The following is a 14614-nucleotide window of genomic DNA, read 5'->3' as shown; positions in this document are numbered from 1 at the left end:
GGCGTGTCGGCGCCCCGTCCTAGACTTCAGCCGTGACCGTGACCCTCGACAGCCGGCTCGACGCCGTCGTGGGCGGCAAGACCGCGTCCGTGCTGGCGCGGGCCTTCGGCATGCGCACGGTCGGCGACGCGCTGGCGCACTATCCCCGGCGTTACGCGCGCCGTGGCGAGCTGACGCCGATCGCCTCGCTCGTCGTCGGCGAGCAGGTCACGATCGTCGCGCAGGTCAGGCAGGTGCGCGAACGACGGATGCAGAGCCGTCCCGGCAGCATCCTCGAGGTCACGATCACCGACGGCGACGGCGAGGTCCAGCTCACGTTCTTCAACCAGAGCTGGCGGGCCAAAGAGCTCACCCCGGGCCGACGGGGCATCTTCTCCGGCAAGGTCGGCGCGTACCGGGGCGGCGTCCAGTTCGCGCACCCGGACTACCAGCTGTTCGACGGCGGCGCCGATCCGGCCGAGCTGCCGGCGCTGGGAGTCGAGCCGGCCTCCGCACCGCTTCGGATCGGGCTGTCGGAGGTCACCGCCCGAGAGTTCGCCGACCGGCCGATCCCGATCTATCCGGCCACCGCCGCGTTGCCGACGTGGACGATCGCGCGCGTGATCGACCATCTGCTGACCGTGATCGACGATCCGCCGGACCCGTTGCCGCGCGAGGTCCGGGAGCGCCAGGCGCTGCTGCCCTTCCGCAGCGCGCTCGAGCGCATCCATCACCCCGACACCGAGGCCGACGTCGCCGAGGCGCAGTTCACGCTGCGCTGGCACGAGGCCCTCGTGCTGCAGACGGCGCTGCTGCAGGAGCGGCAGGCCGTCCGCGCACTGGTGGCGACGCCGCGTCCGGCCGGCGACCTGCTCGCCCGCTTCGACGCCGCGCTTCCCTTCGCGCTGACCGCCGACCAGGCGACGGTCGGCGACCGCATCGCCGCCGACCTCGTCGGCCCGTGGCCCATGAACCGGCTGGTGCAGGGCGAGGTCGGCTCCGGCAAGACCCTCGTGGCCCTGCGCGCCATGCTGCAGGTCGCGCAGAGCGGAGGCCAGAGCGCGCTCATCGCCCCGACCGAGGTGCTCGCCGCGCAGCACCTCCGCTCGATCAGCCGGATGCTCGGCCCCGAGCTCGCGCCGCTGCTGATGCCGACCCTGCTCACCGGGCAGCTGACGACCGCCGAGCGCCGCAAGGCGTCCTTGCGCGTCGCATCCGGTCAGGCGCTGATCGTGGTGGGCACGCACGCGCTGCTGGGGGAGAAGACCACTTTCGCCGACCTCGCCCTCGTGGTCGTCGACGAGCAGCACCGGTTCGGGGTCGAGCAGCGCGAGGCCCTGCGTGCGAAGGGCACGAGCCCGCACGCGCTGGTCATGACGGCGACCCCGATTCCGCGCACCGTCGCGATGACCGTGTTCGGCGACCTCGACGTGTCCGTCATCCGCACCATGCCCGCCGGCCGCGCCGGCATCGAGACCTTCGTGGCGCCGCTGGCCGAGCGGCCGGAGCTGTTCGCGCGCGTCTTCGACCGGGCGGCCGACGAGATCGCGCAGGGCCGCCAGGCGTTCGTGGTGTGCTCCGCGATCGACACGGATCAGCCCGAGCCCGAGGAGGAGCCCGACACCGACCTGGTGCGGCCCGACGAGGTCGGCCCCCCGTCGGTGGCCCGATGGGGCGTGGTGCAGGTCGCGGCGCTGCTGGCCACGCACTACCGGCTGGCCTCCGCGCGTGTCGAGACGCTGCACGGGCGGATGCCGGCGGAGGAGAAGGACCGTGTCATGCGCGCCTTCGCCGCCGGCGAGATCGACGTGCTGGTGGCGACCACCGTGATCGAGGTCGGCGTCGACGTGCCGAACGCGTCGACGATGATCGTGATGGATGCCGACCGCTTCGGCGTCTCGCAGCTGCACCAGCTGCGTGGCCGGGTGGGACGCGGCGAGGTGCCGGGTCTGTGCCTGCTCGTCACCGACGCCGGCCTGCGCAGCCCGGCGCGGGCCCGCGTGGAGGCGGTGGCCGAGACGCTCGACGGGTTCGCCCTCGCCGAGGTCGACCTCCAGCTGCGGGGCGAGGGGGACGTGCTCGGCGCGATGCAGTCCGGTGTCCGTTCGTCCCTGCGCCTGCTGCGCGTCGTGACCGACGCCGACCTCATCGGCGCGGCGCGCCAGGCCGCCGAGGAGCTCCTCGAGGCCGACCCGACGCTGTCGAGCCACCCCGGCCTGGCGCAGGCCATCGAGCGGCGGCTCGATGTGACCGAGCGCGCGGCGCTCGCGAAGAACTGACCGTTACGCTGTGACCGTGAGCAACCGGATCGCCGTCGTCCCGGGGTCGTTCGACCCGCCGACGCTCGGCCACCTCGACGTCATCCGCCGCGCCGCGGACCTCTACGACCAGGTCCACGTCGTCGTCGTCCACAACCCCGGCAAGGAGGCGATGCTGCCGATCGCGCAGCGTCTCACCCTGCTGGAGCAGTCGGTCGCCGAAGCCGGCATCGCGGCCGATCACGTGATCGTCGCGTCGTGGAGCATGGGACTGCTCGTCGACTACGCGACCGACGTCGACGCGGGGGTGCTGGTCAAGGGCATCCGGTCCCAGGTCGACGTGACCTACGAGGCGCCCATGGCGCTCGTGAACCGGAACCTCGCGAACGTCGAGACCGTGTTCCTGCTGCCCGATCCGGCGCACGCCCTGGTCTCCAGCTCGCTCGTGCGCCAGGTGGCCGCGCTCGGCGGCGACGTGTCGCCGTACGTTCCCGCGGTCGTCGCGCGCTTCCTGGACACCGGCCACCGCGGCTGAGCGATCGGTAGACTCCCGTGGTGAGAACCCGTAGGCCCGGCCCGTTCGCCGTCAACGTCCGCGACATCGAGCACCGCCCCGGCCACATGCGCGAGACCTCGTTCGAGGTCACCCTCTCGGAGAAGTGGGGGGAGGGACTCGTCGCCGTCGACGCCGGCGAGACGCTCGGCGTCGACGTGCGTCTCGAGTCGGTGCACGAGGGCATCCTCGCGTCCGGCGACGTCCGGGCCCGCTACACCGGCGAGTGCGGACGGTGCCTGATCGAGGTCGACGGGCCCGTCGAAGTCGAGTTCCAGGAGCTTTTCGCGTATCCTGGAGAGGAAGCGAACGACTTCGAGGTTCAAGACGACCACGTGGATCTTGAAACTCTGGTCAGGGATGCGATCGTCCTCTCGCTTCCGTTCCAGCCGGTGTGCCGGCCTGACTGCCCGGGGCTCGACCCCGTCACGGGCGAACGTCTGGCCGACAGCCCGAAGCAGACGCCAGTTCAGACCCGCGATCCACGCTGGGCGGCGCTGGCCGATCTGCTCGCCGAGCCGGCAGCGGATCCCGGCGCGTCCGGGACGAACCCCCAGAACTCCGAGGAAAGAGAAGACCATGGCAGGTAACCCCCCGAAGCGCAAGGTTTCGCGCTCCAACACCCGTTCGCGCCGCTCGCAGTGGAAGGCCGACGCGCCCGCGCTGGTGAAGACCGTCGAGAACGGCAAGACCGTGTACAGCCGCCCCCACCAGGCGAAGGTCGTCACCGACTCGCAGGGCACCGAGCTGTTCCTCGAGTACAAGGGCCGCAAGGTCGCCGACGTCTGATCCGCGTCCGGTGACGGAGGTGGCGGCGGCGGATCCCGCCGCACTCGCGCTGAAGCTCGGGGTCGACATCGACCCCGAGCTTCTTTCGCTGGCGCTGACGCATCGCTCGTATGCGTACGAGCACGGGCAGATCCCGCACAACGAGCGGCTCGAGTTCCTCGGCGACTCCGTGCTCGGCCAGGCGGTGACCGTGCGGCTGTACACGCGGCATCCCGACCTCGACGAGGGATCGCTGGCCAAGCGCCGGGCGAGTGTCGTCTCCACGGTCGCCCTCGCGGAGGTGGCGCGCACCGTCGGGCTCGGACCGTTCCTGCGCCTCGGTCGCGGCGAGCAGCTGACGGGCGGCGCCGACAAGGACTCGATCCTGGCCGACACGATGGAGGCGCTGATCGGCGCCACGTATCTGTCGGCGGGTCAGGACGCCGCCACCGCGCTCGTGCTGCGGCTGGTCGAGCCGCTGCTGGCGGATCCCGACCGATACGGCGCGGCGATCGACCCCAAGACCAGCCTGCAGGAGCTCGCCGCCGCGATGGGCCTGCCCGCTCCCTCGTACGGGGTCGAGGCGGACGGGCCCGACCACGCCCGCACGTTCGTCGCGGTCGCGCGCGTCGGTCCGCACCGCGGCGAAGGATCCGGCACGAGCAAGAAGCAGGCCGAGATGGCCGCTGCGCTCGACGCCTGGAACCGGCTCAGCGGACGTGCCTGAGCTCCCGGAGGTCGAGGTCGTCCGTGCCGGCCTCGAACCCGCCGTCACCGGCGCCCGCGTCCTCGGCGTGGAGGTGCTCGACGAGCGCGCCCTGACCCGCCACAGCGGTGGCGGCGAGGACTTCGAGCGCCGGCTCGCCGGGCGCACGCTGATCGCGGCGGTGCGCCGCGGCAAGTTCCTGTGGCTGCCGCTCGACGACGACGACGCGGTCGTCGGACACCTCGGAATGAGCGGTCAGCTGCTGCTGCGTGAGCCCGGCGCACCGCGCGAACGGCACGAACGCGTCCGGATCGAGCTCGCCCACCCCGTGCACGGCGAGCTCGCCGTCGTCTTCGCCGACCAGCGCACCTTCGGCTCGCTCGCGATCGACGTCCTCGTGCCCACCGGAGACGGCGCGGCCGGCGGCGCAGGGAGCAGTGCGGCGTCCGTGCCGACCCAGGTCGCCCACATCGCGCGCGACCCCGTCGACCCGGCGTTCGACGAGGCGCGCTTCCGGACGGCCCTGGGCCGCAAGCACGTCCAGGTCAAGCGGGTGCTGCTGGACCAGACGGTCATCAGCGGCATCGGCAACATCTACGCGGACGAGGCGCTGTGGGCGGCCCGCATCCACCCGGAGACCTTCGCCGACGCGCTGCCTTCCCGTGCCGTGAACCGGATGCTCGCCGAGGTGCGCGCGGTGCTCGAGCGGGCGCTGGCCGAAGGCGGCACGAGCTTCGACGCGCAGTACGTCAACGTGAACGGGCAGGCGGGGTATTTCGCCCGGTCGCTGCAGGCCTACGGCCGCACGGGTCAGCCGTGCCCGCGATGCGGCACCCCGCTCGTGCGCGTCTCGTTCACGAACCGATCGAGCCACTTCTGCCCGCGCTGCCAGCGGCGGCGGTGAGCCGGCCCGCGCCGGGGTCGGCGGGGCTCCCGGCCGTGGGCAGCCGCTCCGGTAGCGTAGGCGCGGACGGCCGACCCGGAGGATCTCCATGCACCTGAAGAGCGTCACGCTCAAAGGGTTCAAGTCGTTCGCGCAGCCCACGACGTTCGCCCTCGAGCCCGGTGTCACCGCGATCGTCGGGCCGAACGGCTCGGGCAAGTCGAACGTCGTCGACGCGCTCGCCTGGGTCATGGGGGAGCAGGGCGCGAAGACCCTCCGCGGCGGCAAGATGGAGGACGTCATCTTCGCCGGCACCTCGACCCGCGGCCCGCTCGGTCGCGCCGAGGTGCAGCTCACGATCGACAACGCCGACGGCGCCCTGCCGATCGAGTACGCCGAGGTGACCATCAGCCGGACCCTCTTCCGCAACGGCGCGAGCGAGTACGCCATCAACGGCGAGTCCTGCCGCCTGTTGGACGTGCAGGAGCTGCTGAGCGACTCCGGTCTCGGCCGCGAGATGCACGTCATCATCGGCCAGGGGCGCCTGGACACGGTGCTGCAGGCGAGCCCGGAGGACCGGCGCGGCTTCATCGAGGAGGCCGCCGGCATCCTGAAGCACCGCCGGCGCAAGGAGAAGACGCTCCGCAAGCTCGAGGCGATGGAGGCCAACCTCACCCGCCTGAGCGACCTGGCCGGCGAGATCCGGCGACAGCTCAAGCCGCTGGGCCGGCAGGCCGAGGTCGCCCGCGAAGCGGCCACGATCGCCGCCGACGTGCGCGATGCGAAGGCGCGCCTGTACGCCGACGAGCTGGTCGGCCTGCGACGCGATCTCGCGGACCACGCCCGAAACGAGCAGGAGCGGCACGCCGAGCGCCTCGTGCTGCAGGACCAGCTCGACCAGGTGAAGGCGAAGATCGCCCGGCTCGAGGGCGATCAGCGCGCTGAGGCGGTCGATGAGGCGCGCAGCGTGACCTTCGCCCTGGAACAGGTGCAGGAGCGGCTGCGCGGCCTGTCGTCGCTGGCTCAGCAGCGTCTCGCGCTGCTGAGCGCTGACGAGGGCGCGCTGCTGCCCTCCGTCACCGTGTCGCAGGCCGACATCGACGCGGCGCGCACGGAGCTGGAGGAGATCAGCGGCGGCATCGGCGACGGGCAGGATGCCGCGGCGGCCGCCGCCCGTGAGGTCGCCCGGGCCCGCGCCGAGCTCGATGCCCTGGACGCGGACATCGCCGCGCAGAGCGCGCTCGTGTCCGAGCATGACATGCGCCTGACGGCGCTGCGGGGCACGGCGGAGGCCGCCGCGTCCGCCCTCGCTGCGGTCGAGGGGGCCGTCGACCGGCAGCAGCGTGTTCTCGACGCCGCCGTCGCCCGCCGTGCCGAGGCGGCCGCGCAGCTCGCCGGCGTCGACCCCGACCTCGTGCCCGAGGAGTCGTCGGCGGAGCACGCGGCCGCATACGAACAGGCCCAGCGTCGCGCGACCGAGGTCGAGGCGGAGGTCACCGGCATCCGTGACCGCCTGCACGCGGCCGAGCGCGAGGCGGACGCGCTGACGGCCCAGATCGCGACGCTCGGGCGGGCGCTCGACGTGCGCGGCGGCGCCAGCGAGCTGATCGCCGCCGGCGGCGACGGCATCCGCGGGCTCGTCGGCGATGCGGTGCAGGTCGAGGCGGGGTACGAGCCGGCGATCGCGGCCGCGCTCGGCTCGATCGCCGAGGGGGTGCTGGTCGACAGCGCCGCGGCGGCGCGGCGCGTGGCATCCCGCGCGTACGCGGAAGAGCTCGGCGTCATCGACATCGTGATCGCCGACGTCACCGCGCCCCCGCCGATCGCCGCGCCGGCGGGCACCGTCGCCGCGGCGTCGGTGGTCACCGCGCCGACGGGCGTGCGGGGACTCCTGTCCCGCGTCGTCGTCGCCGACGACCTGGAGTCCGCACAGCGGGCCGCGGCGGCCGGCGAGCTGACCGTCGTCACCCGCAGCGGCGAGATCGTCACGCGGTACACCGTGCGCGCCGGGTCCGGTCAGGCGAGGTCGCGTCTCGAGCTCGCGGCCGAACGGGATGCCGCGGCCGACCGCCTCGCGGAGATCACCGTCGTCGCCGACTCGTTGCGGGACGCCCTGGCCGAGCGCACCCTCGCCCAGCACGAATCCCGCCAAGCGACCCGGCACGCCTTGGACGCACTGCGCGCGCACGACGCCGCCCTCGCCGCGCACAGCGAGCAGGTCAACCGGGCCACCGTGCGGCACGAGGCCGCCGTGGCCGAGTGCGAGCGTCTGACCCAGACGCTCGGGCAGGCGCAGTCGGCCGCGGCCTCGGCACGCGACGCGGCGCGCGTCGCCGAGGAGCGGCTCGCCCACGCGCTCGAGGCACCGCGTCCCATCCTGGACGCGTCGGCGCGCGAGGGGATGCTGCAGGCGCTCGACACCGCGCGCGAGGCCGAGATGCGCGCCCGTCTCGACGTCGAGACCGCTCGGGAACGCGTCCGCGCGGCGGAGGCCCGCATCGCGGGGCTCGAGCGCCAGCGCCAGCGGGAGCGGGCGGCCGAGGAGGAGGCGGCCCGGCGCGCCGTCATCCGGCGGGAGCAGCGCGCCGTCGCAGCGTCGGTCGTCGCGTCCCTGCCGCCGCTGCTGACGTCCGTCGACCGCTCCGTCACCCAGGCGCGCGCCGAGCTCGCCGCCGCCGAGGCGGCACGGATCGCGGTGACGACGGAGCTCGCGGAGCACCGCCGGACCGAGGCCGCGGCGCGCGAGCGCCTCTCCGCGCTGACGGAGAGCGTGCACGGCCTCGAGCTGCGCATCCACGAGCAGCGGCTGCACGTGACGAGCCTGCTCGAACGTGCCGCCAGCGAGCTGGCCCTCGATGAGGACGTGCTCGTCGCCGAGTACGCGCCCGACCCGGACGCCGAGACGCCGTTCGACCGCGCCGCCGAGCGCCGTCTGCTGGCCGACGCGGAGCGCAAGCTGGCCCAGCTCGGCCGTGTCAACCCGCTCGCCCTGGAGGAGTTCGCCGCCCTGGAGCAGCGCCACGCCTTCCTGACCGAGCAGCTGGCCGACCTGACACGCACCCGCGCCGATCTGATGACGATCATCGCGGAGCTCGACGAGCGGATGCAGGAGATCTTCGTCGCCGCGTTCGAGGACACCCGGCAGGCGTTCACGGAGATCTTCCCGATGCTCTTCCCCGGCGGCGCCGGGTCGATCGCGCTCACCGACCCGGACAGCCCGCTGACGACCGGCATCGAGGTCTCGGTGCGCCCCGTGGGCAAGAAGGTCGAACGGCTCTCCCTGCTCTCGGGGGGCGAGCGGTCCCTTGCCGCCGTCGCCCTGCTGGTGTCGATCTTCACCGCGCGCCCGAGCCCCTTCTACATCCTCGACGAGGTCGAGGCCGCGCTCGACGACGCGAACCTCGGGCGGCTGCTGAGCGTGTTCGAGCGGCTGCGCGAGGCCAGCCAGCTCATCGTCATCACGCACCAGAAGCGCACGATGGAGATCGCGGACGCGCTCTACGGGGTCTCGATGCGACAGGACGGCGTCTCCGCCGTGGTGGGCCAGCGCGTCCGTGAGGCCGCCGCGTCCTGATCCCGCCGGTTAGCCTGGGACGGTGACGAGAGCTGTGCGGCGGTCCCTGGCGGTCATCGGCGTCGGGGCGGGTCTCGTGCTCCTGCTGACCGGATGCGGCTCGTCGAGCACGGGCACCACCGCGGACCTGCCCACGGCCGCCCCGCTCGCCTCCGACCTCGGGTTCGACGCCGGGTCGGAGCTGACCGCGGGCACGATCGTGCAGTGGTCGGACCCGTTCGCCTCCGACGACGCGTTCACCGCGGTCGCCGCCTCCGAGGACGGCTCGTCGTGGGGGTACACGGACTCCTCGACCTCGTGCACGCTCGGGTTCTGGCAGGGCGACCTCGACGGCGTCGACACGGCGTCCGGCGACAGCGCCGCCTCCGACGCGCTGCTCGCCGCCGAGACGGGCACGACCGTCGCCGACATCGAGGACTATGTGGAGTCGGACGTCGCCGACTTCGTCTCCGGCAGCTCGCTGATCTCGGCGCGTTCGCTGCTGGGCGCCGACAGCGAGCGCGGCACCATCTACGTGGTGTCGGCGCGGGCGTTCACCGTCCTGGGTGAAGGGCTGATCGCGTCGCTGGAGTGCCCGTCCGGGATCGACGTGCTCGACCAGTGGCAGAGCTACCTCGAGAACGAGGGCGCGTTCGCCGCGTACTTCCTCGGCGGGTCGTGACCGGCCCGTAGGCTGGAGGCATGGCCGAGAGATCGTGGTCGCTGGGGCGTGCCCTGCGCGGGATGTTCGTCAAGCCCGTCATCGACGAGGAGACCTGGGACGACCTCGAGTCGGCGCTGCTGACCGCCGACTTCGGTCCCGACATCACCGAGCGTCTCGTCGACGAGCTGCGCGAGAAGGTGGAGCGGTTCCGCACCACCGACCCCAAGGACCTGCAGCGGATGCTGAAGGAGACGTTGGAGGAGCACTTCGCCGCCTTCGACACGACGCTGCGGCTGACCGAGCGCCCGGCGGTCGTCCTCGTGGTCGGGGTGAACGGGGTGGGCAAGACCACCACGATCGGCAAGTTCGCGAACTTCCTGCGCCGGTACGGGCGCCAGGTCGTGGTCGGCGCCGCCGACACCTTCCGCGCCGCCGCCGTCGACCAGCTCGCGACCTGGGCCGAGCGGGGCGGAGCCGCGATCGTCCGGCCGCAGCACGAAGGACAGGATCCGGCATCCGTGGCCTATCAGACGGTCGAGTTCGCGCAGACCACCGGCACCGAGATCGTGCTCATCGACACCGCCGGGCGTCTGCACACCAAGGGCGGCCTGATGGACGAGCTCGGCAAGATCCGCCGGGTCGTCGAGAAGCAGGCGCCGATCAGCGAGGTGCTGCTGGTGCTGGACGCCACGACAGGGCAGAACGGCGTGATGCAGGCGCAGGCGTTCCTGGAGCACGCCGGCGTCACCGGTCTCGTGCTCACCAAGCTCGACGGCTCGGCCAAGGGCGGTTTCGTGCTCGCCGTGCAGGAGCGCACCGGCATCCCGGTCAAGCTCCTCGGACAGGGGGAGGGGATCGCCGATCTCACCGGGTTCACCCCTCACGTGTTCGTCGAGGCGCTCGTCGGCTGACGCGGCGCGCCGCGACACGGCGGTGACTATCGGGGTGACCCCTTCGCCTGGTTTCATGGGTGCATGGCGATCGAGCATGACTTCTTCGGGCTGCTGGAGTCCGGGCCCGACGGGTCGATCTTCTGGTCGGAGACGATCGAGTTCGGCGACCAGTCCGTCTCGGTGGACCTCACCGCGCCGGACCAGGACGACGTGTCGCCGGCCGCGCTCGACGTCGCCGCGGCGCTCATCTCCTCGCTGGAGAGCGTCGATCTGATGGCCCGCAACGCCATGGTCGCCGAGCTGGACGACCGCACCAGCGAGGTGATCGAGTACATCCTGCAGCAGCAGGAGACCTTCGGCGAGGAGATCAGCGAGCTGCTGCCGGTCGATCAGTCCGGCGACGTCCAGATCGACATCATCAAGGCGTTGCAGCTCATGAGCATGACGATCCTCGCCGACGAGCACGGCGGCACGGATCCCTTCGCCGTGCTCGAGTACGCGCTGGACGCGGATCAGGCCGACGACGTGCTGCTGGTGAACCTCGACTCCGAGGGCGCGGTGCAGTCGGTCACCAGCGCGGACTGAGCCGCTTCCACCGCTCAGCGGTGGAAGGCCGGGATGACGAGGTAGATGCCGTAGAGCGTCGCCGCGATCCCGACCGCATAGCAGAGCGCGGCGCCGACGGTGGCCAGGGCCGGCCGCGGCTGCCGTCGCGGTCTCACGATCGCGGCGGGCCCCTCGGGGTCTCCGCCGTCGGGCACCTCGACGTCCGGCGCCCCGACCGCCAGCAGCCGCGTGCCGAGGGCGTAGCAGCCGACGATCACGACCGTGGCGACCAGCCCGACGACGAACACCAGTCCGATCGCCCCCCAGTCGACGCCGAGCCACTGCCCTGAGCCGTCCATCCTCACGACGTTCATGCGCCGATCTCCTCACGGTTGCGGTCGCGGCCGGCGAGGGCGTCCGCGTCGAGCGACTCGTCGTTCACGGTCGCCGCGGTCACCGGACGTCTGCGCGCGAGCGTCCAGATTCCGACGCACAGCGCCAGCCCTGCGACGACGACGACGGTCAGGCCGATCACGCTGGAACCGGCGAGCCATGCGCCGGCGCCGCCCAGGAGCGCCGCCGCGGGCAGCGTGATGAGCCAGGCGAAGGCGATGCGGGCGACGACGTTCCAGCGCACCGAGGCGAGGCGCTTGCCCAGACCCGATCCCACGACCGCGCCGGAGGTGACCTGCGTGGTCGAGAGCGGGAAGCCGAGCGACGACGAGACGAGGATGGTCGCGGCCGAGCTCGTCTCCGCGGCGAAGCCCTGCGGCGGTCTCACGTCGGTGATCCGCTTGCCCACCGTGCGCATGATCCGCCAGCCGCCGAGGTAGGTGCCCAGCGCGATCGCGAGGCCGGCCGCGAGGATCACCCAGATCTGGGGACCCGTCCCGGCATCCTGATATCCCGCCACGATGAGCGTCAGGGTGATCACGCCCATCGTCTTCTGCGCGTCGTTGGTGCCGTGCGCGAGCGAGACGAGCGAGGCCGACACGGTCTGCCCGTGCCGGAAGGCGGTCGAGGACCCGGCGACGGTCGCCATCTTCGTGACCCGATACGCGAGGTAGGTCGCCACGAGCGCGATCGTTCCCGCGATGAAGGGGGACAGGAGCGCCGGCAGGACGATCTTCGAGACCACGCCACCCCAGTTCACGGCGTCGAACCCGGCGCCGATGATCGCGGCGCCGATCAGGCCGCCGAACAGCGCGTGGGTCGAGCTGGACGGGAGCCCGAGCCACCACGTGCACAGGTTCCACAGCACCGCCGCCATGAGCCCCGCGAAGATCATCGGCACCGTGATGTCCGGCAGACCGCGATCGTCCTGCTGCAGGATCCCCTCCGACACCGTCTTGGCGACCGCGGTCGACAGGAAGGCGCCGACCAGGTTCAGCGCAGCCGAGATGAGCACGGCCGTCCGCGGTCGCAGCGCACCGGTCGCCACCGAGGTGGCCATCGCATTGGCGGTGTCGTGGAACCCGTTCGTGAAGTCGAAGAAGATCGACAGGCAGACGACGAGCAACACCGGGATGAGAACGTCCATCGTGTCTCCGTTCCGAGCCGGGCCAGCGCCGGGCGCGACGGTACGCCGCGGAGGTGAACGACAGGTGACCGGTTCAGACGGCCTGGGCGAACGTGCTGCCCTCGGCGGCGATGTCGCGCGCGAGGTGCGCGAGGCTCTCCGGGATGTCGCGGCCCTTCGCCAGCATGGACTGCGCCCAGAGCCGGCCGGCGCGGTAGGACGAGCGCACGAGGGGACCCGCCAGCACGCCGAGGAAGCCGATCCGCTCGGCCTCCTCCTTGAACTCGACGAACTCGGCGGGCTTGACCCAGCGGGCGACCGGCAGATGCCGCGGCGACGGGCGCAGGTACTGCGTGATCGTGATGATGTCGCACCCGGCGTCGTGCAGGTCGTGCAGCGCCTGCACGACCTCCTCCGGCTCCTCGCCCATGCCGAGGATGAGGTTGGACTTCGTGATCAGGCCTGCCTCGCGCGCCTGCGTGAGCACGCCGAGCGAGCGGTCGTAGCGGAACGCGGGCCGGATGCGCTTGAAGATCCGCGGCACGGTCTCCACGTTGTGGGCGAACACCTCCGGCCGGGCGTCGAAGACCTCGTTCAGCAGCGAGGGCTCGCCGTTGAAGTCCGTCGCCAGCAGCTCCACCCCGGTGCCGGGGTTGGCGGCATGGATGCGGCGCACCGTCTCGGCGTTGAGCCAGGCGCCGCCGTCGGGCAGGTCGTCACGGGCGACGCACGTCACGGTCGCGTAGCGCAGCTGCATCCGGGTCACGCTCTCGGCGACCCGGCGCGGCTCGTCGGTGTCGTAGTCGGCGGGCTTGCCGGTGTCGATCTGGCAGAAGTCGCACCGGCGGGTGCACTGCGAGCCGCCGATGAGGAACGTCGCCTCGCGGTCCTCCCAGCACTCGAAGATGTTCGGGCAGCCGGCCTCCTGGCACACCGTGTGCAGGTCCTCGGTCTTGACGAGCTGATGCAGCTCGCGGTACTCCGGGCCGAGCTTGGCCTTCGTCTTGATCCACTCCGGCTTGCGCTCGATCGGCGTCTCGGCGTTGCGCACCTCGAGGCGCAGCAGCTTGCGGCCGGCCGGCTCGGCGCTCACGCGAGGGCTCCCGCGTAATCGAGCTCGAACGCACGCTGCACGTCGGCCACCAGGTCGCGGGGGGAGACATCGCGGCCCGCGACCTCGCTGACCGTGGTGACCCCGGCGTCCGTGATCCCGCACGGGATGATGCCGCGGAATCCGGCCAGCGTGTTGTCGCAGTTGATCGCGAAGCCGTGCATCGTGACCCCCTTCTCGACCCGCACGCCGATCGCGGCGACCTTGTCCTCCGACAGCGGCCGGCGCACCCATACGCCGCTGCGGCCCTCGACCTGGTAGCCGTCGACGCCGTGACCGGCGAGGACGCCGATCAGGAGCCGCTCGATGCGGCGCACGTGGGCGACGACGTCCAACGGCTCGGGCAGCCGCACGATCGGATAGCCGACGAGCTGGCCCGGGCCGTGCCAGGTGATCTTCCCGCCCCGGTCGACGTCGATGACGGGGGTGCCGTCCTGCGGGCGCTCATGCGGCTCGGTGCGCTTGCCCGCCGTGTACACCGGCTCGTGCTCGAGCAGCAGCAGCGTGTCCGGCCGATCGCCGGCGAGCACGTCGGCGTGCACCCGTCGCTGCAGGTCCCAGCCGTCGAGGTAGGGCACGTAGTCGGGGCCGAGCCCGACGGTCACGGTATCCAGCACGGCATCCCTCTCCGACGTCTTCATGGATCGCGTCCAACAATACGCCCCGGACGCCCCTACGCTGGGTGGCGTGTCCAGCTCCCGTCCCGGCCGCCCGCGCGCCTCGTCGCGCGAGGTGATCGCCGAGGCCGCGTGCGAGCTGTTCTTCGAGCAGGGATACGACGCCACGTCGATCTCGGACATCACCCGCCGGGCGGGGGTCGCCCGCTCCAGCTTCTTCAACTACTTCGCCGCGAAGGGCGACGTGCTGTGGGCCGGGTTCGACGGGCGCATGGACGCCGCCGCTGCCGCGCTGGAGTCGGGAGCGACGGTCGAGACGGCGCTCGTCGGGATCGGCGCCGGCTTCGAGCCGGACGCCCTCGCGCTGGCCATCACGAACGCCGAGACGATGGGCCTCATGCCGGAGCTCGAGCGCGATCGCGCGCTGCGGCAGCGACGGCTGCAGCGTGAGATCGCGACGCGCCTGATCCGCGGGGGCGAGCCGCCGCTCGCGGCCGAGGTGCGAGCGGGCGCCCACGCCGCCGCGGTGCTGGCAGCGGTGTGGGCGTGGGCGGAGTCGGGGCC

General features: G+C 72.4%; 15 protein-coding genes. 11 read left to right on the top strand and 4 right to left on the bottom strand.

The window, feature by feature from the left end:
• Positions 1 to 32: 32 nt before the first annotated feature.
• From QM626_RS10830 to QM626_RS10785, 10 genes are all read left to right on the top strand, one after another.
• A complete protein-coding gene (locus QM626_RS10830) occupies positions 33 to 2258 on the top strand; it encodes an ATP-dependent DNA helicase RecG (RefSeq protein WP_415076874.1) in 2226 nt (741 codons plus the stop codon).
• A 16-nt stretch (positions 2259 to 2274) separates the two neighbouring features.
• Positions 2275 to 2772, top strand: a complete 498-nt coding sequence (gene coaD / locus QM626_RS10825; RefSeq protein WP_415076872.1) for a pantetheine-phosphate adenylyltransferase — start codon at positions 2275 to 2277, stop codon at positions 2770 to 2772.
• An 86-nt stretch (positions 2773 to 2858) separates the two neighbouring features.
• Positions 2859 to 3380 (top strand): YceD family protein, encoded by a 522-nt coding sequence (locus QM626_RS10820; RefSeq protein ID WP_415077023.1) that lies wholly within the window; start codon positions 2859 to 2861, stop codon positions 3378 to 3380.
• Positions 3370 to 3579, top strand: coding sequence for a 50S ribosomal protein L32 (gene rpmF / locus QM626_RS10815; RefSeq protein WP_415076870.1), 210 nt, complete (start codon positions 3370 to 3372; stop codon positions 3577 to 3579). Before QM626_RS10820 ends, rpmF begins: the two co-directional genes overlap by 11 nt.
• 10 nt (positions 3580 to 3589) lie before the next feature.
• Complete coding sequence (gene rnc / locus QM626_RS10810) at positions 3590 to 4285, top strand: ribonuclease III (protein ID WP_415076868.1); 696 nt, start codon at positions 3590 to 3592, stop codon at positions 4283 to 4285.
• On the top strand, positions 4278 to 5168 hold the full coding sequence (gene mutM / locus QM626_RS10805; protein ID WP_415076866.1) for a bifunctional DNA-formamidopyrimidine glycosylase/DNA-(apurinic or apyrimidinic site) lyase: 891 nt from the start codon (positions 4278 to 4280) through the stop codon (positions 5166 to 5168). The genes rnc and mutM overlap by 8 nt, the downstream gene beginning before the upstream one ends.
• An 88-nt stretch (positions 5169 to 5256) precedes the next feature.
• On the top strand, positions 5257 to 8721 hold the full coding sequence (smc, locus tag QM626_RS10800) for a chromosome segregation protein SMC (RefSeq protein ID WP_415076864.1): 3465 nt from the start codon (positions 5257 to 5259) through the stop codon (positions 8719 to 8721).
• Between the two features lie 22 nt (positions 8722 to 8743).
• Entirely contained in the window at positions 8744 to 9382 is a 639-nt protein-coding gene (locus QM626_RS10795) for a hypothetical protein (protein WP_415076862.1), read from the top strand.
• A 20-nt stretch (positions 9383 to 9402) separates the two neighbouring features.
• Complete coding sequence (gene ftsY / locus QM626_RS10790; protein ID WP_415076860.1) at positions 9403 to 10275, top strand: signal recognition particle-docking protein FtsY; 873 nt, start codon at positions 9403 to 9405, stop codon at positions 10273 to 10275.
• A 63-nt stretch (positions 10276 to 10338) separates the two neighbouring features.
• A complete protein-coding gene (locus QM626_RS10785; protein WP_415076858.1) occupies positions 10339 to 10842 on the top strand; it encodes a DUF2004 domain-containing protein in 504 nt (167 codons plus the stop codon).
• Positions 10843 to 10856: 14 nt separating this feature from the next.
• Here the strand turns inward: QM626_RS10785 and QM626_RS10780 are convergent, their stop codons facing one another.
• From QM626_RS10780 to lipB, 4 genes are all read right to left on the bottom strand, one after another.
• The gene (locus QM626_RS10780; RefSeq protein WP_415076856.1) at positions 10857 to 11177 is read right to left on the bottom strand and encodes a hypothetical protein; all 321 of its coding nucleotides are present in this window, start codon (positions 11175 to 11177) and stop codon (positions 10857 to 10859) included.
• Positions 11174 to 12343, bottom strand: coding sequence for an inorganic phosphate transporter (locus QM626_RS10775; protein ID WP_415076854.1), 1170 nt, complete (start codon positions 12341 to 12343; stop codon positions 11174 to 11176). Before QM626_RS10775 ends, QM626_RS10780 begins: the two co-directional genes overlap by 4 nt.
• 73 nt (positions 12344 to 12416) lie before the next feature.
• On the bottom strand, positions 12417 to 13415 hold the full coding sequence (gene lipA, locus QM626_RS10770) for a lipoyl synthase (protein WP_415076852.1): 999 nt from the start codon (positions 13413 to 13415) through the stop codon (positions 12417 to 12419).
• Positions 13412 to 14050: a lipoyl(octanoyl) transferase LipB gene (gene lipB / locus QM626_RS10765; RefSeq protein WP_415076850.1), complete on the bottom strand. Its 639-nt coding sequence runs from the start codon at positions 14048 to 14050 to the stop codon at positions 13412 to 13414. The genes lipA and lipB overlap by 4 nt, the downstream gene beginning before the upstream one ends.
• 70 nt (positions 14051 to 14120) lie before the next feature.
• On the opposite strand from lipB, the gene QM626_RS10760 reads away from it, so the two are divergent.
• Positions 14121 to 14614 (top strand): TetR/AcrR family transcriptional regulator (locus QM626_RS10760; protein ID WP_415076848.1); only part of this gene is annotated, 494 nt, incomplete at its 3' end.

Source organism: Microbacterium sp., assembly GCF_047606385.1.
GTDB lineage: Bacteria > Actinomycetota > Actinomycetes > Actinomycetales > Microbacteriaceae > Microbacterium.
This window is presented reverse-complemented; position numbering and strand designations above follow the sequence as displayed.

Bases quoted from the DNA above. Each gene is read 5' to 3' on its own strand.
- ftsY (WP_415076860.1), top strand. From the start codon at position 9,403: ATGGCCGAGAGATCGTGGTCGCTGGGGCGTGCCCTGCGCGGGATGTTC.
- QM626_RS10785 (WP_415076858.1), top strand. From the start codon at position 10,339: ATGGCGATCGAGCATGACTTCTTCGGGCTGCTGGAGTCCGGGCCCGAC.
- QM626_RS10775 (WP_415076854.1), bottom strand. From the start codon at position 12,343: ATGGACGTTCTCATCCCGGTGTTGCTCGTCGTCTGCCTGTCGATCTTC.
- smc (WP_415076864.1), top strand. From the start codon at position 5,257: ATGCACCTGAAGAGCGTCACGCTCAAAGGGTTCAAGTCGTTCGCGCAG.
- QM626_RS10820 (WP_415077023.1), top strand. From the start codon at position 2,859: ATGCGCGAGACCTCGTTCGAGGTCACCCTCTCGGAGAAGTGGGGGGAG.
- QM626_RS10780 (WP_415076856.1), bottom strand. From the start codon at position 11,177: ATGAACGTCGTGAGGATGGACGGCTCAGGGCAGTGGCTCGGCGTCGAC.
- rpmF (WP_415076870.1), top strand. From the start codon at position 3,370: ATGGCAGGTAACCCCCCGAAGCGCAAGGTTTCGCGCTCCAACACCCGT.